General features: G+C 40.8%; 27 protein-coding genes and 1 tRNA gene. 3 read left to right on the top strand and 25 right to left on the bottom strand.

The genetic code is table 11. The annotated features are described in order from the left end of the window. Positions 1-99 precede the first annotated feature (99 nt). The 9 genes from HY200_00875 to HY200_00835 all read right to left on the bottom strand — a co-directional run bounded on the left by HY200_00875 (position 100) and on the right by HY200_00835 (position 7089). Entirely contained in the window at positions 100-945 is an 846-nt protein-coding gene (locus HY200_00875; protein MBI3593490.1) for a diguanylate cyclase, read from the bottom strand. Beyond that, positions 915-2252, bottom strand: a complete 1338-nt coding sequence (gene ffh / locus HY200_00870; GenBank protein MBI3593489.1) for a signal recognition particle protein — start codon at positions 2250-2252, stop codon at positions 915-917. Before ffh ends, HY200_00875 begins: the two co-directional genes overlap by 31 nt. After that, positions 2245-2967: a 23S rRNA (guanosine(2251)-2'-O)-methyltransferase RlmB gene (gene rlmB, locus HY200_00865; protein ID MBI3593488.1), complete on the bottom strand. Its 723-nt coding sequence runs from the start codon at positions 2965-2967 to the stop codon at positions 2245-2247. The genes ffh and rlmB overlap by 8 nt, the downstream gene beginning before the upstream one ends. Before the next feature lie 35 nt (positions 2968-3002). After that, the gene (locus HY200_00860; GenBank protein MBI3593487.1) at positions 3003-4547 is read right to left on the bottom strand and encodes a cysteine--tRNA ligase; all 1545 of its coding nucleotides are present in this window, start codon (positions 4545-4547) and stop codon (positions 3003-3005) included. Beyond that, a complete protein-coding gene (locus tag HY200_00855) occupies positions 4531-5115 on the bottom strand; it encodes a DedA family protein (protein ID MBI3593486.1) in 585 nt (194 codons plus the stop codon). Before HY200_00855 ends, HY200_00860 begins: the two co-directional genes overlap by 17 nt. A gap of 60 nt (positions 5116-5175) precedes the next feature. After that, entirely contained in the window at positions 5176-5934 is a 759-nt protein-coding gene (surE, locus tag HY200_00850; protein ID MBI3593485.1) for a 5'/3'-nucleotidase SurE, read from the bottom strand. Positions 5935-6054: 120 nt separating this feature from the next. After that, a tRNA-Pro gene (locus HY200_00845) sits at positions 6055-6128 on the bottom strand. A 223-nt stretch (positions 6129-6351) separates the two neighbouring features. Next, positions 6352-6666 carry a MerR family transcriptional regulator gene (locus HY200_00840; protein MBI3593484.1) on the bottom strand — a complete coding sequence of 105 codons (315 nt, stop codon included), beginning with the start codon at positions 6664-6666 and terminating at the stop codon, positions 6352-6354. 75 nt (positions 6667-6741) lie between these two features. Further along, entirely contained in the window at positions 6742-7089 is a 348-nt protein-coding gene (locus tag HY200_00835; protein MBI3593483.1) for an integration host factor subunit alpha, read from the bottom strand. Between the two features lie 82 nt (positions 7090-7171). Between HY200_00835 and HY200_00830 the strand changes: the two genes are divergently transcribed. Together HY200_00830 and ubiA are read left to right on the top strand one after the other, a co-directional pair. Next, positions 7172-7816 carry a DUF98 domain-containing protein gene (locus HY200_00830; protein MBI3593482.1) on the top strand — a complete coding sequence of 215 codons (645 nt, stop codon included), beginning with the start codon at positions 7172-7174 and terminating at the stop codon, positions 7814-7816. A 10-nt stretch (positions 7817-7826) separates the two neighbouring features. After that, positions 7827-8696: a 4-hydroxybenzoate octaprenyltransferase gene (gene ubiA / locus HY200_00825; protein ID MBI3593481.1), complete on the top strand. Its 870-nt coding sequence runs from the start codon at positions 7827-7829 to the stop codon at positions 8694-8696. Between the two features lie 8 nt (positions 8697-8704). Here the strand turns inward: ubiA and tadA are convergent, their stop codons facing one another. The 8 genes from tadA to HY200_00785 form a co-directional block, all read right to left on the bottom strand. Beyond that, entirely contained in the window at positions 8705-10270 is a 1566-nt protein-coding gene (tadA, locus tag HY200_00820; protein MBI3593480.1) for a Flp pilus assembly complex ATPase component TadA, read from the bottom strand. Then, positions 10270-11520, bottom strand: a complete 1251-nt coding sequence (locus HY200_00815; GenBank protein ID MBI3593479.1) for a pilus assembly protein N-terminal domain-containing protein — start codon at positions 11518-11520, stop codon at positions 10270-10272. The genes tadA and HY200_00815 overlap by 1 nt, the downstream gene beginning before the upstream one ends. Beyond that, on the bottom strand, positions 11510-12505 hold the full coding sequence (locus tag HY200_00810; GenBank protein MBI3593478.1) for a hypothetical protein: 996 nt from the start codon (positions 12503-12505) through the stop codon (positions 11510-11512). Before HY200_00810 ends, HY200_00815 begins: the two co-directional genes overlap by 11 nt. A 9-nt stretch (positions 12506-12514) precedes the next feature. Next, positions 12515-13348, bottom strand: coding sequence for a Flp pilus assembly protein CpaB (gene cpaB, locus HY200_00805; GenBank protein ID MBI3593477.1), 834 nt, complete (start codon positions 13346-13348; stop codon positions 12515-12517). A 28-nt stretch (positions 13349-13376) separates the two neighbouring features. Then, positions 13377-13817, bottom strand: coding sequence for a hypothetical protein (locus tag HY200_00800; GenBank protein ID MBI3593476.1), 441 nt, complete (start codon positions 13815-13817; stop codon positions 13377-13379). A gap of 29 nt (positions 13818-13846) precedes the next feature. Next, a complete protein-coding gene (locus HY200_00795; protein MBI3593475.1) occupies positions 13847-14836 on the bottom strand; it encodes a Tad domain-containing protein in 990 nt (329 codons plus the stop codon). A 2-nt stretch (positions 14837-14838) separates the two neighbouring features. Further along, complete coding sequence (locus HY200_00790; GenBank protein MBI3593474.1) at positions 14839-15399, bottom strand: pilus assembly protein; 561 nt, start codon at positions 15397-15399, stop codon at positions 14839-14841. A gap of 141 nt (positions 15400-15540) precedes the next feature. Beyond that, positions 15541-15774, bottom strand: coding sequence for a hypothetical protein (locus tag HY200_00785; GenBank protein ID MBI3593473.1), 234 nt, complete (start codon positions 15772-15774; stop codon positions 15541-15543). Between the two features lie 539 nt (positions 15775-16313). On the opposite strand from HY200_00785, the gene HY200_00780 reads away from it, so the two are divergent. Continuing rightward, on the top strand, positions 16314-17735 hold the full coding sequence (locus HY200_00780; GenBank protein MBI3593472.1) for a sugar transferase: 1422 nt from the start codon (positions 16314-16316) through the stop codon (positions 17733-17735). Here HY200_00780 and HY200_00775 read toward each other — a convergent pair. From HY200_00775 to HY200_00740, 8 genes are all read right to left on the bottom strand, one after another. Continuing rightward, complete coding sequence (locus tag HY200_00775; GenBank protein MBI3593471.1) at positions 17712-18830, bottom strand: glycosyltransferase; 1119 nt, start codon at positions 18828-18830, stop codon at positions 17712-17714. The two genes, HY200_00780 and HY200_00775, sit on opposite strands and share 24 nt — an antisense overlap. Continuing rightward, entirely contained in the window at positions 18827-19915 is a 1089-nt protein-coding gene (locus tag HY200_00770) for a glycosyltransferase family 4 protein (protein ID MBI3593470.1), read from the bottom strand. The genes HY200_00775 and HY200_00770 overlap by 4 nt, the downstream gene beginning before the upstream one ends. 151 nt (positions 19916-20066) lie before the next feature. Next, positions 20067-21326: a class I SAM-dependent methyltransferase gene (locus HY200_00765; GenBank protein ID MBI3593469.1), complete on the bottom strand. Its 1260-nt coding sequence runs from the start codon at positions 21324-21326 to the stop codon at positions 20067-20069. A 12-nt stretch (positions 21327-21338) separates the two neighbouring features. Continuing rightward, positions 21339-22361, bottom strand: a complete 1023-nt coding sequence (locus HY200_00760) for a glycosyltransferase family 2 protein (protein MBI3593468.1) — start codon at positions 22359-22361, stop codon at positions 21339-21341. A gap of 7 nt (positions 22362-22368) precedes the next feature. Next, positions 22369-23433: a glycosyltransferase family 4 protein gene (locus tag HY200_00755; GenBank protein MBI3593467.1), complete on the bottom strand. Its 1065-nt coding sequence runs from the start codon at positions 23431-23433 to the stop codon at positions 22369-22371. Positions 23434-23502: 69 nt separating this feature from the next. Beyond that, a complete protein-coding gene (locus tag HY200_00750) occupies positions 23503-24216 on the bottom strand; it encodes a methyltransferase domain-containing protein (GenBank protein MBI3593466.1) in 714 nt (237 codons plus the stop codon). Between the two features lie 68 nt (positions 24217-24284). Further along, positions 24285-25676 carry an O-antigen ligase family protein gene (locus tag HY200_00745; GenBank protein MBI3593465.1) on the bottom strand — a complete coding sequence of 464 codons (1392 nt, stop codon included), beginning with the start codon at positions 25674-25676 and terminating at the stop codon, positions 24285-24287. 122 nt (positions 25677-25798) lie between these two features. Then, complete coding sequence (locus tag HY200_00740; protein ID MBI3593464.1) at positions 25799-26593, bottom strand: hypothetical protein; 795 nt, start codon at positions 26591-26593, stop codon at positions 25799-25801. Between the last annotated feature and the right edge of the window lie 35 nt (positions 26594-26628).

Here is a 26628-nt window from a genome sequence, read left to right as displayed (position 1 = left end):
CCCGTCTAGGACTGCCTTCCGGCGCCGTCTCGTTTGCTTTTCCCGATTTCTTTGAAAAAGATTATTCCCTTATTTTCAAAAACAATGATTATAACCTTGTTATACAAATTTATCAAGCGAGAGTTTAACCGCTTTAAAGATTTCCTCATAGTGGTCATTCACGAGCACGTTTCCCAACCGGATCCGAACCGGAGCAGGAAAATGGGCGCTTTTATTCGAATGAACCAGTTTTTCTTTGAGCCGCCTTAGAATGATACTCATTTTGGCAGTATCCGAATTAATGAGCAGGACCAGAAACTCGTTTTCGTCATAACGGCAGACCAGGTCGATATCTCTGGAATTGCCCTTAACCAGGCTTCCCACCTTTTTGATCGTTTCGCTTCCTTTGACGGAGCCAAACTTCTCCCGGATCTTGTCCAGATTCTTGATTTGAATCAGAATTGCTCCGAGGGTTCCACCGTTCTTGTTCATTCTTCTTATTTCATCCCCTGAGACCTGTTGAAAATAGTCCTTATGGAGGAGGCCGGTCATCTCGTCCAATCGTTCCTGTCGGATTAAATTCTCAACAACCCCCTCTTTCATTAAGATATTTTCAAGGATCAAACCAAAAAATTGCTCCCCTCCTTCACCGGAAATCGGAAAGCTGGTCGCGGGAAGATGAAGTTTATTGCCATGAAGAAGGGTCACTTCCATTTCCAGGTCATGGCGGCTCTCGGCCGTATTAAAGAGGTCAACGCCTGTTTCTTTTTTTTGGGCGGGATCCAGGGAAATCAGTTTTTCATACGGAAATGGAGACCCTCTTCTTTCAGATGCCTTCCAACCGGTCATGGCTTCGGCCGCGGGATTAATCTCGACGATTTTCATCGCATGATCGAGAATAATCACTCCGTCTGAAGTAAAGTCAAATAAAGACTTTAACCTTTCATTGAAGATATTGAACGCCATAGATTTCTCGCTCCGCCCTTGCCGCTTAAGGTTTTCATCATTTTCTTTGCTTCCATAAACTGCTTGAGAAGCTTGTTGATCTCCTGAACGGAAGTTCCGCTTCCTTTCGCAATACGCTTCCGCCTTGAGCCGTTGATCACTCCGGGATTGTCACGCTCCTTCAGGGTCATTGAATCAATTATCGCTTCAATTCTTACAAATTCCTTTTCAGGCATCGCCATATCCCCTTTGAGTTTCAATTGTCCGGCTCCGGGAATCATGGAAAGGACTTTTTCAATCGAACCGAGTTTCTTAAACTGTTTGATCTGCTCTTTAAAATCGGACAGAGTGAACTGATTGGTCTGAAGTTTCCTGGCGACGTTTTCAGCCTCGCTCTTGTCAAAATTCTCCTGGGCCAGTTCAATAAGTGAAAGCACATCGCCCATCCCAAGAATTCGTGAAGCCATCCGGTCAGGATAAAAAAATTCCAGCATTTCCAGCTTTTCGCCAGTCCCCATAAATCGTACTGGCATTCCGGTGACCTGTTTCATCGAAAGGAGCGCACCGCCTCTTGCATCCCCTTCCATTTTAGTTAAAATAATTCCGGTCACCCCTAACCTTTGATGAAAACCTTCCACGACTTTGACCGCTTCCTGGCCGATCATTCCGTCAGCCACCATCAGAATTTCATCAGGTTGGGCAAGTTTTTTTATTTCCTGAAGCTCCATCATCAGGGCTTCATCCATCTGGAGCCGGCCCGCCGTATCGATAATGACGAGTTCAAAACCCTCTCTTTCCGCTCTTTTTATGGCATTGGCCACGATCAGGACGGGTTCGTTCAGGTCCGACGAATCAACCGTAACGTCGATCTGTTTTCCAAGAAACTCCAGCTGGGATTTCGCGGCGGGACGATAGGGGTCTGCCGGAACCAAGAGGACTCGTTTTCCCTCTTTCTTGTAGAATAAGGCCAGCTTTCCGGCAGTCGTCGTCTTCCCCGCTCCCTGCAAACCGACCAGCATGAATCGGGTGGGAGGACGGGAAGACATCGGAATTTTTGCCTGTTGTCCACCCAACAATTGAGCCAGCTCATCATAGACAATTTTGATCATCTGCTGACCCGGAGTCAGACTTTCCATGACCTTTTGGCCTATGGCCTTCTCTTTGACTGAATCGACAAAACCTTTCACCACCTTAAAATGAACATCGGCTTCAAGAAGGGCCAGTCGGACTTCTCTGAGCGCTTCGGTGATGTTCTCTTCTCTTAAAACACCCACTCCCCGGATTTTCTTGAAGATCGCGTTTAACTTATCGCTGAGTTCATTAAGCATGTTTCGTCGCTTTCATTCTCTGGCGGAGGGCTTCATAGGCGATAATCCCCGCAGTGGTTGAAACATTTAAAGATTGAATTTTACCCCTCATTGGCAATGAAACGGTCATGTCACAGTTCTGCCGAACAAGCTGGCGCAAACCCTTTCCCTCTCCCCCTAACACAAATGCAACCGGCGTCCTGTAATCGAGTCGATCGTAGGAAGTCTTTGCTTCACCTTCCAGTCCGTAGATCCAGATACCCCGGCTTTTTAGAAATTCAATCGTTTGGACTATATTGACAACCTGGGCGACCCGGACATATTCTATGGCTCCCGCGGAGGTTTTTGCAACTGTTTCAGTAATTCCTGCTGATCGTCGAATGGGGATGATAATGCCATGAACCCCCGCACCTTCCGCGGTACGAATAATCGCACCCAGATTTCTCGGATCTTCAAGTTCGTCCAGAATAAAAAAGAATGGTTCCTCTCCGGTCTCTTTCGAATATTCCAGAAGCTGATCGATCGTATGATAACGCTTTGACCCGCCAAGACCAACCACTCCCTGATGTTTCAATGTGCCGGAAACTTGATCGAGAATTTCTTTCGAAGCGTAAGTCAGGCGGATATTCTGTTCTTTTGCCAACTGAACCATATCGTGAATCGCGCTTTCATTTTTTCCCTTTTGAATATAAATCAGGGTGAAGGATCTCCCCTTCGCCTTGAGCGCTTCTAGCATCGGATGGACTCCGATGACGACATTCTCTTTTCCTTTTATCTTTTCCAAGTCGTTTTTCCATTTGGAGTATCTTCAAGAGATATTCCTTTATTTTTTAGATCATCACGAATTTTGTCCGCAGTTTTAAAATCTTTTTTATTTTTTGCATCTAACCTTTCCTTGATCAATCTTTCAATTTCCTGATCACTAAAAGGGAAAAAAACAGGCTGCATTCCAGATTGATAAAGGACTTGATCATTTGAACCTTTATTTGCAGAGATCGGCAAATCTTGTGAAACGACTGGAACTGGAATGGGTCTGAGACCAAACTGCCAGTTCTTTGGAGAAACGGAAAACAAACCAAGAACCGTTCCTAATTCATTAAAATATCTGAAGATATAACCGGAATCGTCATTGGCGATTGACGATTTGTATAGCTTATTAATTTCATTTCGAAAGGTATGTAACGTTGCTAAAGCCTCAGGAGTATTAAAATCATCATTCATGGATTCTATAAATTGTTCTCGCGCCATAGAAATGATTTTATCAAGATTAACTTTCTCACTACTCTCCTTATCCGAAGGTTCTTTACACCTTTTCAATAAGTCATAAAATCGATCAAGAGCGTTTTTTGCTTCTTCAATTGCTTGATCAGAAAACTGGACAGGCTGGCGATAGTGCGTCGATAAAAGAAAATATCGGATGAATTCTCCGATTACCTCAGGATCATATTGCTTCTGAAGATAAGAATCAAAAACCTCTTTAATCGTGAAAAAATTCCCCAGAGATTTCGACATTTTTTCCTGGTTCACCGTTACAAATCCGTTATGAATCCAGTAATTCACGAATTTCTTGCCGGTTGAGCCTTCACTCTGGGCGACCTCATTTTCATGATGCGGAAAAAGCAGGTCTTCACCCCCTCCATGAATATCGATCGTTTCGCCCAAAAGTTTCATCGCCATCGCCGAACACTCAATATGCCATCCCGGCCTCCCCTTTCCCCAGGGGGAGTCCCACCAGGGTTCACCAGGTTTGGAAGATTTCCAAAGGACAAAATCAAGGGGATTTTCCTTTAATTCGCTGATTTCAACGCGCGTGCCGGCCGATTCCAGTGAAAGATCTCTTTTTGAAAGTCGTCCGTACGGCTTAAATGAAACCACCCGGTAATAGACGTCTCCCTCCGAAAGATAGGCAAATCCCTTTTCAATCAGGCGTTGAATCAATCCAATCATCTCCTGAATATATTCCGTGGCTCTCGGTTCCTCGGTAGGAGTCTCAACGTTTAAGCGCTTCATATCAAGATGGTATTCGGTAATGTATTTTTGGGTCAGCTCTACCCAGGGAATCTTCTCTTCCTGAGACCGCTTGATAATCTTGTCGTCAATATCCGTAAAATTCTTGACGAATTCAACGGTATACTCTCTGAATTTAAAATATCGTCTGATCATATCAAACACCACGGCGCTTCGCGCATGACCCATGTGAGAATGATCGTAGACCGTCACGCCACAGACGTACATCCGCACCCGACCCGATACGATGGGATTGAAGATTTCTTTTTGACGGCTGAAAGAATTAAAAAGTCTAATCGTGGAGTTCATTGGTATCTTTCATGTTATACATTTTCTTAAACCAGAAAATAAAGAGAACCAGGCCGATCACGACGATAAAATCAAATTGATGAAAGTAGGGACCCAATTGTCTCCAATGGTTTCCCAACACTTTACCGACATAGGCAAGACCGAGGCACCAGGGGATCGACCCCACAAAAGAGTAAATCGAAAATCTGAAGAAATTCATTTTGGAAATGCCGGCAGGAAGAGAGATAAAAGTTCTAACCAGGGGAAGCATCCGTGTGACAAAAACGGTCGCTTCTCCATACTTTAAAAACCATCTGTCGGCCTTCTTCAATTCTGCTTCGGAAATGAAAAAGTATTTTCCATATCGTTCCAAAAACCCTCTTCCCCCAAAACGGCCCAGAAAATAGGCAATCCACGAGCCGATCAGATTTCCAGCCGCACCTGCCAACGTGACGCCGGCCAGCGAAAAAGTCCCTTCCGAGACCAAAAATCCGGCAAAGGTCATGATGATTTCGCTGGGGAGAGGAATGCAGGCGCTTTCAATAACCATCGCCAGGAGAATTCCCGCATAGCCATAACTGTTAATCATCCAGAGGATTATCTGGCTTAAAAAACTGAGGAGGTTATCAATGAAATGCAAAACGTTTTCTCATTCTGAATTCAGGCGTGTTTCCCAGCTTTCCATTTTCTTTAAGAATTCATAGTGGGTCAGATCTAGGTGGAGAGGCGTCACGGAGATTTGATGATTTGAAATTGCTTCGTTATCCGTGCCCCGCTTCTTTTCCCAGAGAATTTGAGTTCCGCCAATCCAGAAATATTTACGTCCCCGTGGATCTTCCTTTTCGATAATGGCATTATCTTCGAAAACTCTTCTTCCCAGGCCAACACATTTTATCTTACCCATCTTTTCGATCGGAAGATTGGGAACATTGACATTCAATAAAATATCGGGAGGAAGGCCCTGAGACAGGACCATTTTCGCAATTTTAACTGCAAAATGGGCGGCTGTCTTGAATTCATAGGGAGGAGGACCCATTTGGGAAATCGCCATAGAGGGAATTTTGAGAAGCGTCCCTTCAAATGCGGCGGAAACGGTACCGGAATAGGTGACATCGTCCCCCAGATTTGCCCCTTTATTGATGCCTGAAACAAGGAGGGCCGGAGGAGTCTTCAAAAGATGGAGAACACCCCAGTTGACACAATCGGTAGGAGTTCCGTTAACGCTGAAATAATTTTTTTTTATCTCTTCGACTCTGAGCGGCTTATGAAGTGTGAGAGCGTGGCCTACAGCGTTTCGTTCCCGATCAGGCGAAACGACATAGACATTTCCCAGTTCCTGCAGTGCCGTGGCAAGCATGTGAATTCCCGGCGAGTGAATCCCGTCGTCGTTTGAGACTAGTATATCCATATTGAAGATCCCAAAAAAAAGTCCCGCCTTAAGAGCGGGACCCTCTGTTTCAGTTGGGGCAAACTAAAAGCTGAAACTAGGCTTTAACAACAGGTTACCCCTGATGCTTCACCTATTTGATCGGGGCGAAAGGATTTGAACCTTCGACCCCTCGCACCCCAAGCGAGTGCGCTACCGGGCTGCGCCACGCCCCGATTTTCGGGCAGGTCTGTAAAAAAGTCCATCTGCTTCGTTCTCGTTTCTCGGTCATCTTCAACGTACATTAAAAGTACGCCTTAGCTGATCCAGGGCGCTCACCTCCTCGCGCCCGTGCACGATCTTGTTGACACTTTTTCGTGCCAACGTGCACCGTCAAAACTGCGGCCTTGCAGATGGGATTTTTTGACAAACCGGAATTACTAATACTTTTTCAGCTCTCTAATGTAAGAGTTCAAGAATACCTCTAAGTTCCTTCTGAATGCGGCCTAAAGGCAAATCAGAAGTGATTTGACCGGGAAACTGCTTTAGGACCTTCTTTGCTCCCGCTATGGTATACCCTTCTTCATAGAGCATTTTCTTTATTTTCAAAATCAACTCAATATCCTTCTGAAGATAGACTCTTTGACCTCCATCATTCTTTCTTGGATGGAGGAGAGTAAATTCATTTTCCCAAAATCGAAGCACATACGATTCGAGTCCGGTTAATTTGCTTACCTCACCAATTTTATAAAACATTTTGGCATGGCCCGTCATTTTCCGGCCTACGACTTTTTTGGAATCGGATTTCCTTATCTGAATCTTGCTGGGCTCTTTTTTCATACCGACTTTTTACAAAGTGATATTATTATCCTGCTCCCCTTTTAAGATCGTATCGGATTCTTCATTCTTGGTGATATTGGCGGGGTCGTTAACATATTTTTTGAAAACCTGACTCGGTCTAAAAGTAACGACTTTTCGTGGCGTAATGCCAATCTCTTGTCCCGTCTTCGGATTTCGTCCTTTTCTTTCCTTTTTTTGCCTCACGACAAAATTTCCAAATCCGGCTATTTTAACAACTTCACCTTTTTTCAGGACATCCTTGACGGTCGAAAGTATGATTTCAAGAATTTCGGCACCCTCCTTTTTAGAGACGCCTATCTTTTCAAATAGTTCTGTCGTAATGTCCGCTTTTCTCATTTAACAATCCTGCTCGGCCCAGATTTAAAATTGAATATAAAATACAATAGGTTATAAATAATGTCAAGGGCTATCATTTTTCATGAAAGCCCCGATTCAATTCGTCGACCAATCAGTCATTGACATGCCATATCTCGTTTTGTATTCTATCAAAATGGAACAAATTGTTCAATTCCCCCATTCTGAAAAATGGGAGAGTATCGCTTCTTTCGCAGACGGTTCAAAACATTTACCGATTAGCTCATTTCACCGAATTTTTCTGACGGGAGGCGGAACCCTCACCTCCACACTTCAAGCACTTTTGACCGCTCCAGTCCACATTGACGTGATCCGACAGGGACTCTATGAAGCCGACCCTCAACTCGTTCGGTTTCTTGACCTTAAAGATCCTGAAAAGGGATTGCAAAGGGAGATCTGGATTCTCAGTCAGGAAGGGGAAAAGCTGGTCTATGCATGCTCTTTCCTCCCTCTACAAAGCCTGAATCCTTCTGTGCATGAAGCGTTACTATCGCAAATATTTTCCATCGGCGAATTAATTGAAAAAATGAAAATCCCTTCCGTCAAAGATAAACTTGGATTCGGCACGATCCAATCCAGAGACCTATCGCGAGAATTCAAAGTGTCCGTGGATACGACACTATGGTATCGTCATTACAGACTTTCTTCTCCACAACAATTCCTCGCTTCGATTTACGAGGTGTTTTCACCTCGCCTCCTAAACCTGTAGTTTAAATTTGATCTGGCTCACACGTCACAAGTTTAACGTGTATCTGAGGCTCATTCGGTTCGATCGGCCGGTAGGCACCGTTCTCGTATTAATGCCAACGCTTTGGTCGCTCTGGATTGCAAGTGACGGAAAGCCTTCCATCAAATTGCTTGCCATCTTTACCATAGGCTCTTTTCTCATGCGAAGCGCAGGTTGTGTGATCAATGATATTGCGGACCGGAAAATTGATCCCCAGGTTCAGAGAACGAAGGCCAGACCCATCGCAAGCGGCGAGGTTACTGTAAAAGAAGGCGTCATCCTGTTTGCCATCCTCTCCGTTCTCGCTTTTCTTCTGGTCATGATGCTCAACCCATTTACGATTCTATTAAGTGTGATCGGAATTTTCCTTGCCATCGTTTACCCCTTTACCAAGAGAATTATTTCAACTCCCCAACTGGTACTCGGAATCAGTTTTGGTTGGGGCGTCATCATGGCGTGGGTGGCGGTTAAGGACAAGATCGAATTCACTCCCCTATTGATCTTTACCGCAAACATTTTTTGGTCTCTTGCCTATGACACGATATACGCTTTAATGGACAGGGAAGATGATATGAGGATCGGTGTGAAATCAACGGCTATCTTGTTTGGCCAATATGTTTGGCTTGCGTTCGGACTTTCTTGTATTTCTTTCCTCTTATTTCTCTTGTGGACGGGCATTCTTGCTCACTTGCACACGCTGTATTTTATCAGTCTGTTGATCACGGGAATCTTTATTTCTGTTCAGGTCTACCAACTAAAAAGAAATACAGCTCCCGAAATTGCGTTTAAACTCTTTAAAAACCATGGACTCTTCGGAACTTTTATATTTATTGGAATTGCACTCGATTATTTATTTCGATAATAGTGAACTTAATTTTCAAACCATTCAGTCGGAATGTGATGTCCTTCATTTCGAAGGCGAGTACAAAGCAATGGCATTAATGAAGATGATTCAAATCGACCTTTCAGCTTTCCATCTTCGTGCCACCCTTCCCGCTTATAGCGATATATTTCCTGCAGTGTAAAAGTCTCTCCTTCCATTCCCGTCACTTCAACAATATGGGTTATTTTCCTTGAGCCGTCTGAGAATCTGGATTGCTGAATAATAATTTGAACCGCAGAGGCAATTTGCTGACGAATTGCTCTAGAGGGAAGATCCATGCCCGCCATTAAAACTAGAGTTTCAAACCGTGAAAGGGCATCGCGGGGGGAATTTGCGTGAATGGTGGAGAGGGATCCATCATGGCCGGTATTCATTGCCGAAAGCAGATCAAACGCTTCTCCGCCACGACACTCACCAATTACGATTCTGTCGGGACGCATTCGAAGAGAGTTTCGAACAAGGTCCCGGATCGTTATTAATCCCCTCCCTTCCATATTCGCTGGACGGGTCTCAAGAGATATCACATGGGGTTGAGCTAGCCTCAACTCCGCAGAATCTTCAATCGTGACGATCCGTTCTCCGGACGGAATGAATCCGGACAAAACATTTAATAGTGTCGTCTTTCCTGATCCGGTTCCACCGGAAATCAAGATATTCATTCGGTTGGAAACGCAAAACTTAAGAAACTCTAACATTTTCTTGGTGAGCGATTCGTTTTTGGTTAATTGTTCCTCCCCCATTTGAGTGGGAGGAAACTTTCGAATCGTTATTATGGGACCATTTAAGGAAAGCGGAGGGATAATGGCATTCACTCTGCTGCCGTCTCTTAAACGCGCATCAACCATTGGAGAGCTCTCATCGATTCTTCTGCCAATCGGATGAACGATCCGTTCAATGACGGTTCGAACCTGTTCGTCTCCCATAAATCTCTTTCCTGTCAGGATCAATTTCCCTTTTTTTTCGATATAAATCTGATTTGAACCATTGACCATCACCTCAGTTATTTCGGGATCTGACAGAAAGGGCTCTATGGGTCCGAGTCCCAGTATTTCATCCATAAGTTCTTTCACAAAATGATCAACGTCAACACTTTTTGGGATCCTCTCTTGATTATTTTGAATAATTACTTCCAGTGCCGATTTGGTCATTTTTCTGATATCATCGTCAGAATGGAACTCCAGCGATATTTTTTTAACATCAATCTGATTAAACAACTCCCTGTGAAATTCTTTTTTTAAAGCATAAATTTCATCTTCCGCGTGTCTGGGGGAACTGCTTTCAGAATGCAAGGAGAAAATGAGGTTAAATGGTCCGATCGTAATTTGATCATCGTCTCTCAATTCACCCTTGGCAACAACAAGGTCATTTATCTTTATCCCTGATCTGCTTTTTAGATCTTCAAGAAAATACTTTCCATTGAAGACAATAATCTGGGCATGTTTCCTGGAGACAGACGCTTCCGGCAGAACCAAATCGCCGTCAGGAGATCTTCCTATCAAAAAAGGGTCTTTATGAATTTCGACGCTACGGTTTAATACTCGAACATAGGGCATCAGGGTTCAATCTCCGAAATATCTCCATTTATTTCTTTTTCGAGACCTTCTTTCTGTATAACAGAAGCAGGTTCGTAATCTTCAATTCTTTCGACTTTCGTAAAAGTCGGAGTGACGATCATAAGAAGATCCCGCCGTGAATGTTGATCCTGTTTTTCGCTGAAAAAGAGACTTAAAACCGGGATATTTCCTAGAAGAGGAGTTTGTTCCTGAAAATGATGTTGAATATTCTCCGCAAGGCCTGCAATGATGATCGTCTCATTCGGCCTGCTGACGATATGGGAATCTGCGTTAAATTTCGTAAACCCGATATCCTGAGATGAGGTCGGTGAACTGGTAGGTGCACTAATCTCAATAGTGATGTGGCTTTCTATCTTCCCCTGTTCAACTATATTAGGTTCAATTTGAAGAATCAGACCGTACTCCTTAAATTTAACACTCGAATGTCCAACTCCTGAAACCCTGAATCCGATCTCACCTCCCGAGTGAAAGGTGGCATGATCTCCGGTTCTGCAAGAGAGGTGGGGCTCTGAAAGGACTTTTGCCTTGCCATGATTAACCAGCAGGTTAAGGGAAGATTGTACTTGCGTGGCAAGTGAAAGATGCGGCTTAATGTCGGTTGCGAAACCCATATCCGTAGTTAATCCGAGATTTTTTAAAAGATTACCTCCGAACGAGTCTCCTTCGACCTGATCAACCTGTACGATTTTTACATCCATTTCGACCATAGGACGAACCACATTGACCAGATTTACTACTTTCTTCCCATATGTGGAGGCAATGTGCTCCAGATTAGATCTGGAAGCATTGTCATAAACTTCCCCTTTAAGAGTAATGTTTTCCTCCGTAACCTGAACCGAAAAAGGGATCGTTCTTGCCTGGTTTCGAATTTCTGTCTCGATTTCTCTAAATTTGGGTTCCCGATTTATCTCTTTTCTTTGAGCCTTTTTTCTAAAAGATTTTGTCTTTTTCAACACTTCAACCAATAGAGTCTTCTTACCTCCACTTGGAGCCAAAAACGAAAGCTCGCTTTCTCCCTCCTCCAATCCTGTTATTTCAATCTTTTTTTCCGAATATTGAACCGTTACTTGGATCACCTTTTCGTCGGCCACAATAATTCTTTGGAGATTATCAAAAGGAATCTTAACTTTTTCACCCTGGCTGAGAGTGACATCCGCGCCGAAAGCAGAACTGGATATTCCCAGCAATAACAATGTAAGGAACAAAAGGGGTTTCTTTCTAGAATTCATAGCGAATCTCGATAGGAAAACTCAGACTATTCAATTGACCTGTGAAATAGATATTAAGTTTCGGATCAATGCCTACATAGAAATGACTGGAGACCGGGTAATGCCAACCAATTCCAAGGATTGCTCCAGTTTGATTATAATTTTCATCGGCAAATCGGGTAATACGAAATCCGCTGGAATTTAAGAGATTTCTATCGTTGATTCGAGCGGTCAGATAGTTGACCCCTATCAGAAATGATGTTTCCTTTTGGCAAAATCTTTGACCAGCGTAAACGGAAAAGGTGTCAAGAGATTCGTACAATGTCCCGCTTTGGTTCTGGTAAACCACCCAATTCATTTTGATTGAGTCAGAGTGAGTTCCGTTTAAACCAATGTCGAATTCAAATCCCGATTTGTAGGGAAATTGGCCTTCTGCACCGTAATAATAGGACGGTACATTTAATTGATTGCCCTGATCGGCTAATCGAATCAAGGACTCTCCAAATGTGAATACAAGCGCATTGTTTGAATACGACGCAGTAACCAGGGAATGACGAGCTGATTGGACAGGGACTATCTTCTTATTTGAATTTTTTCCAACCGGAACCAGGTACAATAAAAGAGGAGTTGCAGAAAATCCTTTCATGGTTCTATTCCCGGCGTTATCTTCTGCAGTAAAATAGTACTCAAGTCTTTCTCCGTAAATTTCATCGCCCGGAATAACGTAGGCATAATGATCTTGGTCAGTTCTGATCATTTCAGCGGAATGATATTCTCCGTTGCTGATCAATCGATAAAAGAGGGTCACCCTTTTTACATTCTGATTGTCAGTTGCCTGAATCGATATCTCAAGCGCTTTTCCGGATTCGATCGATTCCGATTTTGGGATATAGGACAATGTCGGAGCAGTCTGATCTATTTCAATAATCTCTTTCGCAAATCCTGTATGTAGGAGAAGCAGAATGCAGGACAATGTCAGGCCCAACGCTGAGATCAAATATCCCATATTGCAACGCTACTTTCTCTTCTTGGAATTCTCTAGCGGGATTTCAATAATTTTTTGATTCCGCTCCTTCGAGAGATAACGAACTTCCTTTCCCAATCGAATTTCATCGTAGGTCACCCTGGGAATGTCGGAAATTACCTCAGTGTCCCCGAAATGGCGCAGTATCAGCATCAGTTTTCCTCGATTTTGAGCGAGAATCAAGTGACCGGCCTCTTCAGGAGTCACGGCCACTGTCAACCCGCTGTATCCGTTGTTTTCATCCCCATTTCCATTCTTTCGAAGATGAAGTTCCGTTCCAACCGCCAAAACAAGAACGTTTTGCTGAAGCATGACTGTTGCCTCTCCCTGATTTAGAGAAAAACCTTCTTTTTGAAGGCTCCCGACAAAAAATGTTCCTAAAATATCGACGTGATCACCTGGCTGAATGAGCCCTGAGACCGAAGTAATTTCATCTACTCCCAGCGTCAGAGCTCGTTTTCCTTTCTCCAGAAGGGTTGATAGTGCATTGTCCCGTTTTCCGCTAATACCGGTCCAGAGAAGCGTCTCGCCATTTTTTACCGGATACCTAAGCGGCTGTCCCATAACTTGAGAAAGATCCGAAAAAAGTACCTCTTTTTCATGGAAATATTTCTTTGGGATTTCTTTTTTTTCAAAAAACGATTCTTCAATTGTGGTCCCGGCCGGCAGGTCGGTATTTATCATGGCTACTGCGAACAGTTTTTCCGCTTCATCCATCTTGTTTCGTTCCTTTTTCAAATAAATCTGAAGGAGTGCCACGGCCAGGAGTCCTGCACCAATCGAAACAATAAGAGGAAACAGCCTTTTTAATGTTGGATTCGTCATTGTTTTATTCTAGGGACTCACTGTTAATTTAATCAGAACAACTTGCCACCAGGACGCCGATCGCCAGTGATGATTGGGCTTTCCAGGTATCGGTAGCCAGGTGATATTGATCCGATATAATTCTGTGGGGAATCCAGTCATTGAACGGAGTAGACACTTCAGTTTGAGCCTCTGAAATAATTCTAGATTTTTTTACCCCAAAATAAGGCCGAAGACATCGATCTAGCAGGATGGACGGCGTCTTACTTGCTTGAATCACGTCCGAATGGTGAATCGAATTCATCTCTTCAAGTCCATCATTCTGGTTAAAAGCAATGTTCCGGACCAGGATCAAAGATTTCATTTTAGCTAATATGGTGTTCCCGATTAACATAAAACCGGCAAGAAAGATGACAAAGACCAGATTCACTATGATGAACTCCGTTGTCGCAATTCCCCGCTCATTACAAAAATCTCTTTTAATTCTCACACCAGACACCTCACCTCTTACCGATCACATCAGTGCAATAGAGGACCGGTCGGCACTTGTTGAAACCCTAACTCTTTTCCTTCCGTGGATCGTCTGAATCTTTGAAAGGTTTCTTCATCTTCACGCGAGGCATTGATTGGTACCAGTCGCGCGTTCCAATCGCTGGTCAGAAGTTCAAGACTAGTCATGTTCTTCCTGAATGGCTTGGCCTTGGCTATCGCATAAGACTTATTTCCGCTTCCGAAATAATACGAAAAATAAAGTCCCTGTTTTTCCGGCGTGGTTGCGCTGCTCAATACATATTGACTCTTATTAAAGTCCGGTTTCAGACCCCACCGCGCCGGAATGTCACAGACAATTCCGATTGAAACCTCATTCGCACCGGCTCCAGTCAAATGTTTTGCACTTTCGGAATTAATCTCTACAGAAAGTCCTGGTTTTTTGCTCCCTTGATCAAAATTCATCGACCAGGCACTGAAATCAGCAAATGGGAGATTTTGCACCTCAAGGGGACCCAGATTTGCTATTCCCATTGATTCGGACTCCCCTGCTACGACACTTCTATGATCTGAAGATAAATTACCTGAATGGCATTTTTCACTTCTAACACGATCATTAAATCGGGAGACAATTCTCGACTCGATACAATAAATTTTTCGAAGATATTCAGGGGAACAGATGGCCCTCAAGGGTTTCTCGTAGATCGATCGCCAAAAGGTTTGAGCTGGACCTTCAGGCTCTCCTTCGTCTGCCAGGACAGCCGACGTCCAGGCGAAAAGAGCTTTCTGATAAACCGAATCCACATTTGCGAGTGTTTGATTTAAAGCCGAAAGCGTGTTTAATCCTCTTGCCTGAACAACAGCACCTGAGTAGGCAGCGGAGTCAACTGCATTTTGTATCTGTATTTTGTTGGTGATGAGATATCCGCCATTTGCCACGATCGCCAAAAATCCCGTTAATACCAAAATGGTAAAAAGTGAAAAAATGAAGATGGAGCCTTTTTGATTGCCACATTCCATGATTATCCCAGGGAAACGGTCGATCGGAGGGTAATGTGAGGATAGCCATACCTGGAAAACTCAGAAAATACTCTTGCAATGAACTGGTTTACAATCGGAAAATCGAGCTCATAGTCATATAATACTTCAACTTTTACTTTAATTAAGTCGTTAACTTCCCTAATTTCAAGGATATTAAGACGCGTTTTATCAAGTGCCGCAGAGTATCTCTGTAAGAAATCGGCATGAGACCTTTCGTCCTGGTCATATCGGCTGGCAATATGGATAATATCGGGATCGGATGACGGCAGATAGGGAGTGACGTTTTCCATACCGGTAATCCCGATACAGACAAGCGCTGCTGATTTTCTCCCTTCCTCTTCGAGATTCTGTCCAAAATGGGCTGGATTGCCTCTTGTAAGAAGAACGCGGGCGGTGGAATAGGCCGCGTAAGTAACTGTATTCTTGGCGTTCATGATAAACCCAAGCTGAGCTATTCCGAGGAAAAGGAATAAAAGAAGGGGAAATACAATGATCCACTCTGCTAAAACTGCACCTTTTCTGTTCTGCACTGATAAAAACATCGATATTCCCGTATCTGACTGATGAGAAACGGTTAAGTGCAAGGCCACAGTTCCGAAGGCGACTGAGGCGTACATCTTAAGTACGTTGAAGAGGCTGAGGGACGAGAACGCAGCAATTAGCCTTTTATCATCAGTCGGTCTTTAATCGCGGCCGTAGAATTTATTGTCCAGCCCCTTATCAGGATTGTCCATTTTCTCCTTCCCTTCTTTGACCGAAGGTTTGCCGGTTGAAATGGATGTACCCACCTGTGAAACTTTTTCCCGAATGACGGCGCCTAACAGTTTAAAAACTACAATTGCTCCGACGGCGACCATCGCCAGAATAATAATGTATTCGGTCATTCCCTGCCCTCTTTGACCCAATTTTCTAAACATAAAGTACTCCTTTAATTTTAAGGTATTGGCCATCGGACTACGGCTGTAAACCTTTTGAATGCCGGTGCCAAAATATCTTTAAATGAAATTTCCAAACCATATATCGCAACCAGAGTAAATAAAGTAAGGAGAAGGTACTCGAACATGGCCTGTCCTCGTGTATCTCTCAAGACGCCTCTGTAATACATCCGGAACAAAGAAGGCCCTTCCGTAACGCGTGAAGGTTAAATTTTATTGATAGATCATGAACGAAGAGTGACTGGAAGTTATTTTAAAGAAGAGAAATAATAATTTCAATTGACAATTTTTGTCACTAACATAAAATATATTTATGGTAAACTGTCAATAAATAGACAGGTCATACTTTGTCGTAACATTTATGCGAATGTGCCACGGTTAAAACCTTAAGAATAGCTATCCATAAGTCATTGAATTTGCTAAAACTGAGAACTCATAAAATCATTCGGCCAAACTCAGACGAACGGTTTAATCTAACTCATCTATCCCTAAATTTCCTAACTTGTTTCGCTTGGACATAAATGCTGCGACAAAAAACTCGCCTTGTATCTTTCTTGCTTTATTTTTTGGATCAAACCATTCTTCTTCTGAGTTTCTATCTATCTTACCTCTTTAGAAATTCTTCGTTCATAAAAACAATTGGCATTACAGATCCTTTTTATAATCAAACGTGGTTGTTGCTTATTATTTTACCGGTATGGTCTTTACTCTTTTATTTTTCCCGCCTTTACGAGTCTCAGCGAACCCGCACTCTATTGCATGAAATTAGGTTAATTTTTATTACTTCAGCGATAGGAACTCTATTTATTGGGTTTCTCGTATTTGCCATTAGAGCCCATTCAGCAAGTCGCTTTCTCATCTTAACATTCGGATTTTTTTCGTTTCTATTATTATCTATGGCTCGTATCCTAATACGTGAAATCGCTAGAATTGTTCGCAAGAAGGGTTTTAATTTTAGAGCGATCGTTATTGTTGGTACCGGAAAAAGAGCTCGAGAAATTGCTAAAAGCATAGAAAGAAATGGACACTGGGGATTGAAATTTATTGGCTTCGTTTCAGATATTCCATCAGCTCGCTTTACAAAGATAATGGGACTTCCTGTTCTTGGACTTGTTGAGGATCTGACTAAGATTATTGATCAACATGTCATTGATGAAGTGGTATTTGCTGTGTCAAGGAAAAGGCTCGAGAACCTGGAAGAGTCGTTTCTAATTTGCGAGGAAGAAGGAATTAACGCCAGAGTCGCGGTTAATTTCTTTCCCCACATGATCGCAAAAGTGCATCTCGAGGATCTCCATGGCATTCCTCTCCTCACTTTTTCAACGGTACCTTATAACGAATTTCTGTTACTCATTAAACGTATCATGGATGTGATAGTATCCACTTTCCTAATTGTTGCGCTGATTCCAATATATGGAATCATTGTTTTTTTAATAAAGATCTCGTCGCCCGGTCCAGTATTTTTCAAACAAATAAGAGTAGGAAGAAACGGGCGCCACTTCGGGCTTTATAAGTTCAGGTCAATGGTCATCAACGCAGAAGAACAGAAGAGAGATCTCGCAGTGTTAAATGAAATGGACGGCCCTGTTTTTAAAATTAAAAATGATCCCCGAATTACTTCGATGGGAAAATGGTTAAGAAAAACGAGTCTGGACGAAATTCCCCAATTTTGGAATGTCCTTGTGGGTGAAATGAGCCTGGTGGGACCTCGTCCTCCCCTACCGGAGGAAGTGGCTCATTACAAAAGATGGCAGAAAAGAAAGCTTTCAATGAAACCGGGAATCACCTGCCTCTGGCAAATCAGCGGCAGAAATAGAAACATCAATTTTGAAGAATGGATGAATCTAGATCTAAAATATATAGATAACTGGTCGTTAAAACTGGATATGGAGATATTTTTGAAAACGATTCCTGTTGTGTTATGGGGAAGAGGAGCTTTTTAATTCCGATTGAAAGGCATCGTATTTGTTTTTAATAAATTGCTTCATCCTCTCTCTAAATTGGGCGCTATCAAATGCCTTGGCATGTTTTCTGATGTCAATTGAGTTAAATGAAATCTTATGAAATCGTTTTACTGCGTCAATCACTGATTCCGAATTTTGTTCCTGAAAAAAAATTCCTGTCTTTCCATCTATGATAGTTTCAAGTGCTCCCCCTTTTCCGAAAGCAATGACGGGACGGCCAGATGCCATGGACTCGACAGGAGCCATTCCGAAGTCCTCCTCACCGGGAAATATAAAGGCCTTGGATTTACGATAAAGATCTTTCAACCTTTCTTCTGACACCTTTCCGAGAAAAGTGATGTTCGGTTTGGATATAGATTCTAATGCCTCTTTCTGAGGACCGCCTCCTGCAATAACCAGGGGGAGTCCCAATTGGTTGAATGCCTCGATTACGATGTCAATACTCTTATAAGCATTTAATCTCGAAACGATCAGAAAATAGCTTTCTTGATCGTCTCCCAGCTCAAAACTAGAAGTATTTACTGGCGGATAAATTATCTCTGATTCAATTTGATAGCATCTCCTTATTCTTTTTCTTATATGGTCCGATATGGCAATGAAATGGTGAACATTTCTCACGGAAGCAAGATCCCATTTCTTTAAATAGCGAATAGCGAAGGGCAAGAACATTTTTATTGTTGAACCAATTTTTTCTTTTTCAATATAAGAATGATAGTCCCAGACAAATCTCATTGGGGTGTAGCAATAGCAGATATGCAGGGCATTTTTCGGTATAATAATCCCCTTGGCAAATGCGCTGCTACTGCTCAAAATAAGATCATACCCCTCCAAGTCGAAACTTTCAAATGCTTTAGGGTATAACAAAAGATATTTCTTAAAATGCCGTTTCAGGAAAGGTAAATACCGCATAAGCGATTCCCGAATATCCAGCTTGGTAAATACGGAAGGCAAATCTTCCGGAATAAAAAAAGAGGTAAATATAGGTGCATCTGGAAACATTTCGTGAAGAATCTCAACAACCCGTTCAGCTCCGCCGAACTGATTTAAATAGTCATGGACAAGCGCTACTTTCAATTAATCACTTCTCTTAATATTTCGAACGTCTTCAATCCACATAATTCCCAGGTATATTGTTTTGATTGAATTAATCCGAGTTCCACTAGGTTTGATCTTAATTCGTCATCTTTAATAACAGACGAAATTTTCTCAGAAATATCCTTAAGATCGTTCGGATCACAATATAAAACACCATTTTGACATACTTCAGGTAGTGATGAGACGTTGGAGGTGATTACGGGACATCCACACATCATTGCTTCCAATGGAGGCAATCCGAACCCTTCGTAAAGCGATGGAAATACAAAACAAAGGGCATGTTCATAAAGAGATCTCAACTCACCATCCGTTACATAGCCAACATGAATACAACTCATTGCATAATCTGTTTTTTGATTATTAAATATCTTATCATTTGTTCCTCCCGCTATAACTATAGGTATATCGTTTAGATTTAGCAGCTTTGCGGCCTTTACTAACGATTCAAAATTTTTATTAGGGCTTGAACTTCCAACTGCCAAAATATACCTGCTTTCTACGAGATTCCATTTTCTAAGAATGCTGTGATCCGATTTAAAAGAAAGAATGTGATCGACGCCCAGTGAAATATCATGGACTTTCTCTCTGGGGACACCACAATATTTCATCAATTCATCTTTTGAAAACAACGAATCCGTGATGACAGCTGCAGACCATTTAACAATTGACCTAAGAAGAAATTGATACCATATCCTAAACTTCAAAGAATAAGTGTCCTGATTGGCAAAAACGGATGCGTCATGTATAGTTACCACTTGTTTTTTCTTAAATAGCGGAGCAGCATTACACAAATTAAATAATACTTGGCCCTTACAATAGTAAGGCAGCTCAATTTGCTCCCATAAATTCCCGGAAAAATTTCCAACCTGTCTTATTTTTATATATTTTAATTTTATGCCACTGCTGGGAACGTTAGGTGTAAGTATAGTAAGGGTATACTCATTTCGATCAATTTTTTCAGATTGCAATAGCTTATCCAAAGCAATGACTAATTCATAAGCATATCGCTCAACACCAGTTATCGGTTTGGATAGAAAACGACCATTAATAAAACACTCTTTCATCTTTTATATTCTAAGAGCGAAGATCGAAACAAAAAGGAAATCAAAAGAATGATTTCAGTCTTTAAAAAACGGATAATATACATTCCAATTTATTCCCTGTATCTGCAAAGATATCGGATTACGAAAATAAAACGCTAAATTTTGAAAAGCATTATTTTTTCACAATTTCAATAGCAGGTAATGGAAAAATCATTCCGATTCCCTTATCTAAGCTCTCTTTCTCCCTTTCCAAGAATTCCTTTTTAAAATGCCATGGCAATACAAGATAATAGTCTGGATTCAAAGCTCTTGAATCAGCTTCACTGACTATAGGAATCTCGGTTCCAAGTGTTTTTGCACCATATTTATCTGGATTCCTATCTGCCGCAAAATCAATTATCGCATTATTTATCCCACACCACTGTAATATAGTGTTTCCTTTGGTTGATGCACCGTAAACATGAATCTTTTTTCCCTCACTCTTTAATTTTCTGAGCTGAAAAGTAAGTGCTTCCCGATGAACGTTTATCCTCTCTTGAAAATGTTTGTAGGGTTTGTCGGTATCCAGTTCCAGGTCAAATTCCTCTTGGCGCAGTCTTTCCAAAGTTAGCAAATATTCATTTTTCTTAAACTTGAAATTACCTATTGGCGTCGCGTAACAGCGAATACTTCCGCCATTGATGTCATTCAGATCCACTTTTATCATTTTCATTTCAGCCCGTTTTAAAATATTCTCGATAACCGCCAGACTGTAATATTCCAAATGTTCATGACAAATCGTGTCATACGAATTCATTTTTAACATAGAGGGCATGTACGACATTTCAAAAATCCATATACCGTCATTAGATAAACAAGATTTAATATTTCTCACAAATGAAACCGGATCCTCCAGGTCATAAAACATTGCAATTGAGGTAATAATGTCGAAATGTTTCCCCTCACATTCCTTATTCAGCTCATCAGAAGGAAATGTATCCTGGATCACATTGATATCGTCCCTAATTTCCTGAGCGACATCAGACGGATCGATGCCATATTTCTTATATGTTTTCGGATAAAACTTTAATAGTGTACCGTCATTACATCCGATATCGAGTACCAGAGCGTCCTTTTTATTGATCAGGGTTGCCGCTTCGTAGGAAATGTCTTTCAAGTGATCTCTCATCGTTTGATTTGTACCTGAACGGTACCAATAAGATGAATAAAGAATCTTGGGGGGGACAGAATGTTGCAGCTGAAGTAGTCCACACGCACCTTCGTTTTTCGTCGGATCACAACGCAGTAAAACAAGCGGTATTTTTCTGTTAGGAGGAGTTTCTTTTCCTAATTTAATAAAAGAACCCTGCAAGTGCTGTTCACCCAAATCTATTACTTTCGTCAATGTTGGCATTCCGCAAACCCTACAGGTATTCCTGTGTATTAGATGCATCGCGTATTCTCCTTATCCCCCACTAATATCAAAAATCAGTTTTCTTTTAATATTAACTATTTTCTTTATAACAGGAAGAAAAAAAGTAACGATTCTATAGGATCCCAAAATTCTAATTATGGACAGTTTTTTCTTAGAATAACCAAAAATAAGAAATCTTCTCTCTAAATCTCCCCATAGATCCGCTTTCGAATTCTCGCTCCTTAAGCGAATTAATCCGTACCAGGCATGTTGACGTTGCATGACTGACATGAATTGCTTTTTCAAAACAGGATTGGCATTAAATAATTCATCTGCCAAAAGTTGATACCCTTTTAAGTCGATCAAAAATCGATGAATTATCCCACGATCCAAAAAGCTATCGTTTCCGGTTCTGCATTTAACGAGCGAATCTTTGATATATTTTAAAATGCCGCCAGTTCTTAATATTTCAAAAAGCCTGAAGACATGGGCGTAATTACTCCCCGTAAACAACTCGTTATAACCCACTCTTGTCCATTTATTTCGATTTACCACGATTGAACTCATATAACTAAAAAGCGCTCCTAATGATTGGGATCCATCCAAATAACTAGCTAATTCCGTATCGTTTGAAAAATCAAATATTCTGTCTTCGATCCCATTGGATAACCAAGGACGCTTTCTATAGGGAACGAGATTAATGTCACATTCCAATCTATTGCATAAATAGACATCATGTCCGCTCTCAATTTCATTGAGCATTCTTAAAATCGCTCCGGTTTCGACTATGTCGTCACTTGACACTAACCAGCAATATTCTCCTCTCGCATTCTCAACGCACAAAGATAGATCTTTATCTATGCCTCCCTTTTTATCGAATCGAATGTAGTGAATTTCAGGGTATTGATTTTTAAATTCTTGAATTACTTCTTGAGTATTATCTGTAGATCCTCCATCTAAAACAACAATCTCAACATATTGACTGACTTGTCCTAAAATAGAGGAAAGCGTTTCGCCTATAAAATTTCCAAAATTATAGGTAGGTATGCAAATCGAAAGTTTTATTTGCGTCATATTTAGCCTAGGGATGACTACTATCTAATAATGCCTGATAAAAATTATAATGTTCATTACTAATATAGTTCCAATCTATTGTTTTTGTTGATTTTGATGTTTGTCGCTTTCTGCCACTATATAGATCCAAGGCTTTTTGCATATCTGTTATATCATTAGGCAACGCATAGTAGATATTTTCTGTTTCATTGTAACCTCGGGTCTTATCGCAAGAAGTTGTCAAAATAAAGGTGCCCTGTGCTTCAGCCGCATGAACTGTAGTATTCCATATTCCGGCACCTTCGCGAAATGGGAGTACAACGGCATCCGCCGCTGCTAAAATCCGAGCAACCTCTGAATCTGATAAATATCCTGTCACAGTGACGGCCCCCTTCCATGGAGGACTATTTATCGTATCCAAAAGCCGCTCCTGATAAGAGTCTCCAACTTTTAGGTCACAAATGAAGACAAGATGATGTTTCTCGGGATTGGCCACTTTAAATAAAGTATCTACTCCTTTATGAGGAAAAACGAAACCAAAGTAGACAATCATGGATTTTCCTTTTCTAGCGTAGCTCATTTGTATGGCCTCCTTCTCCACATCGATCAATTGAACGGCCGGAATGGCAGATGCGTTTGGAATAAATTTGTAGATCTTATGCTTTATAAGATTGCGGTACCACCGTGGCATCATCTCCTTATATTTTGGTCTCACTACGATCAAACCACCGGAAGTAAAAGCATTGAGAATATTTCGTTTCCCTCCCTTTAAATAGTATTCATGCCAAGTCTGGACCATAGGAAACTTTTTAATTTGCAAAAAAATGGTCAAGATCCAAGGCAATACCCTGTTTCCATAACCTTGAGTCGGAAATTGAACATGAACAACATCTGGATGCCACGATTGAATTTTCTTTAATATTTTTCTAGCTTCTGTCAATTTCCATGTTTCAACAATCGGAATGATTTCAAAATCAACATCGCGTGTGCTAGAACCTGCCGCCTGACCTGTCAATATTCCAACAGTGACTTTTCCGCTCTTAGCTAATGCATTGGCAAGATGGAAGGTATAATGACCCACTCCGCATTTCATTGGAGGAAAGGATCCTGATACAAGCAAGATTCTCACACCAACTCCGTCTGCAATCCAATTTTATTTCTTTTAAAGAACTTTTCTCAGAACCAACCAACCAAACGTGTAATTCATATTTTCGCAACTGATGGGTTGATCTATCGCTCTAAAATCTAGATTTCCATAAGGAATTAATTTAAACCGGTTTCCAACATCTATAATATCTTTAACTTCTTCCTCAGAGAATATCTTCCAATCCATATCAAACATTTTAATGCCATTGGTGTCTAATTTATTTGGCCAGTAGTCAAAAGAGGCAACAAAATATCCACCGGACTTGAGCAGACGAGAGACTTCCGATAAGAGGTCTCTAGAGTTGAATCCATGCTCAATGACCGAAATGGCAGTGATTACGTCGAATGAGTCGTCTTTAAACTTTGTGTTCATAAAATTAGATATCTCATAGTGAATTGTATCGGAAAATGGCATTGATTTTATTCTTGGATTCAGATCAATACCTGTTAAATTCGTATATTTGAGACCACGCAGGACAAATAATATCTCGGAGGCATATGCGCCAATATCTAGCACCGCCATCTCTTTTTTCACATTGGATTCAATAAAATTTGCAGTCTTCAATACATCCCAACTTTTAATGAAGTCTCCGATAACGATACTGTTATATAGTCCCAGTGCATCAATGAAGCGCTTTAAACCTGAGCTCATAAAGGATAGTCCTCTTTCTCTCAGTTTCATCCTAGCAGCGGCAATTTCTTCTTTTTTCTTTAGTACTTCCATTCCCAAATTATTTCTCCTTTCGATTGCTTAGCAATCGGATGTTCTTAACTTAAGTAATATCTGAGGAAGTTAGGTTAAGATAGCTTTAGTTCCAGAGTTCTCTTGATATCGACTTGAGTTAAATAATTGTAAGACCACCCAATTCCCATTACATACCAATATCCCAAAAACCTAAAAGAATCCGAGTTGAAACCGGCCAGAAACACTCCGACCATGCTCACAAGAAGTGAAATGCTGAGGAAATGCAGCTCCCTGTCATCTATCATATAAATCGAAGATAATTTTAATGTTTTATAACAGGAATATATTAAATTGAACCAGGCAAGACACCAAATTAGAAAACCAATTAAACCAACTTCACAGATAAGTCGAACATAGATGCTGTGGATTGGAGGCCATGCAGTACCAACTGCAGGATTTGTCCAGAGTCTGATTTCAGAGCTTGCTTTTGCCCATTCAGGAACAAACTCGCTCATGTGAAAACCATATTGTCCCAATCCAACACCAAATAGAGGATTCTCCATTCCCATTTCCAAGGCTGCGACCTGGGAGCCGAATCGGGCTAGATTTGAAGGTGCGTCCAGAGATATGATTCTTGTGACTAAATCATTTACTGTAAATGCAAGATTTCCTATGTTAGAAGTATATGCAAATCCGATTAGAATAAGAATGGAGATTGCCATGTAAAACAAAAGTTTGAGTTTTCTGACTTTCTCTCTAATTAAGGCATAGATAATAAGTGATAATTGACAAAACGTAATGACAAGAGCTGTACGTGAAAATGTAAACATAATTAATATTAGGAAATACGAAGTTAGAAAGAGATAGATAATATAGTTCTTTGGTCTGGTAAACATATAACTTACTATCCAAGGGAAAGCAAATCCGCTATACATCGAAAACCAAGAAGACTCCGACGAGACAGATCGAACCCTATTGGGATACAAGTAACTATAGTTTTCGATATTTTTTGAAGCGTGAATGAACATATTTAATTTCTCCAGAACGATAGACGCCTGTTCGTTTCCCGCCAAATAAAATAATTCCAGAATTGAATAAGATCCGACCAGTAAGAATGAAATTAAAATCAGGCGCCGTATGGTGACCAATGGTTCTCTTGTAAGAATTAGTACATTATAGATAAATATAGCAACGATAAAACCAAATAAGACCACTATTAGTTGAAAAATTAACTTTTCTATTCCCAATCTCCCTTTAACTTCTATTCCTGTCACATCATAAAGGTTTAGTGCACCAGAAAGCAGAATCCAAATTATAAAAAACACAAATAATTTTGCACTTAAGGTTGTCGGTAAAAATATTCTGCCATCGTATGCCAATTTTAAAATCCAAAACAATAATGCGGCAAATAATGAATAAAAAGGGGCAAGATAAGCCATTTCTCCAAATTCAGAATAAAAATAGGGCAGATCATCAATAGCGAGGAACACAAATGAAAGTGCCATTAGGAATGATAAAGTTTTCTGCATAAGCAATTTTTGGAAAACAGAATTTAACTATTAATTAAATTGACCTGCCTTAAGAACAAATTGAGTGAAGATTCATAACTATAAACTGAAGAACGCAATTACTCTTTCCCACGACTTTCAATTTCAAATGAATTAAGGGCAAGCACCAATAGTATGCTCAAGAATAATCCAAAGATTCCGGCCAGTATGGCATTCAAGGTCAGATTGGGTTTAACTTTATTTTTGTAAACATAGGGTTTTGTTACATACTCATAACCTCTGATAGAGAGTCTTTCAACCTCCAAATTTCTAATTTTCGACTTGAGTTCATTTATCTTTGATTCGAGCTCAATTGGACTTATATTTATAGATGATTTTTTTACTATTAATTTCTGAAGGCCATTTTTAATATTAAGTACATCATCTAATTCTTTTTTAGCCTCTCCGATGTTTTCCTGCAATGCCTCCTTTTCATAATTAATTTTATTCGCGACGTACTCATTTCCTTGCAAATAAGAAACTATTTTATTCAAAACCTCATATCCCTTATTTGGATCTTGTTTTACATAAACTAACAATGTCAATTTCGACTCTGAGTTACTAATGGGACTCAGTTTTATATTATCAATACTCTTGACTAAATTTGCATCAATACCACCGAATGGATTCCCTTTTTTTATTTCATTCAATAAGACGTTGATAATTGCCTGTGACTCACTGGTATTAATGACATAGCCACTATAGCCCGTTGGAATTGCTAATACCACCTCACCTTCGTATATTTTTGGAAAATAGAGAGAAATTGAAAATGTGAGAGCTATAGAAAAAAGAGAAAGACAAATCACTATATTTTTTCTCTTTATAATGATGTTCCAAAAATCAATAAGTTTCATTTCACCGTTTTTATTTTCCAAGAATGTTCCTTTATATTACATGAATTAATAATAAT

Source organism: Nitrospirota bacterium (genome assembly GCA_016194305.1).
Lineage (GTDB): Bacteria > Nitrospirota > Nitrospiria > JACQBW01 > JACQBW01 > JACQBW01.
The sequence above is the reverse complement of the archived record's forward strand: the minus strand, read 5'-3'. Positions and strand labels throughout refer to the sequence as shown.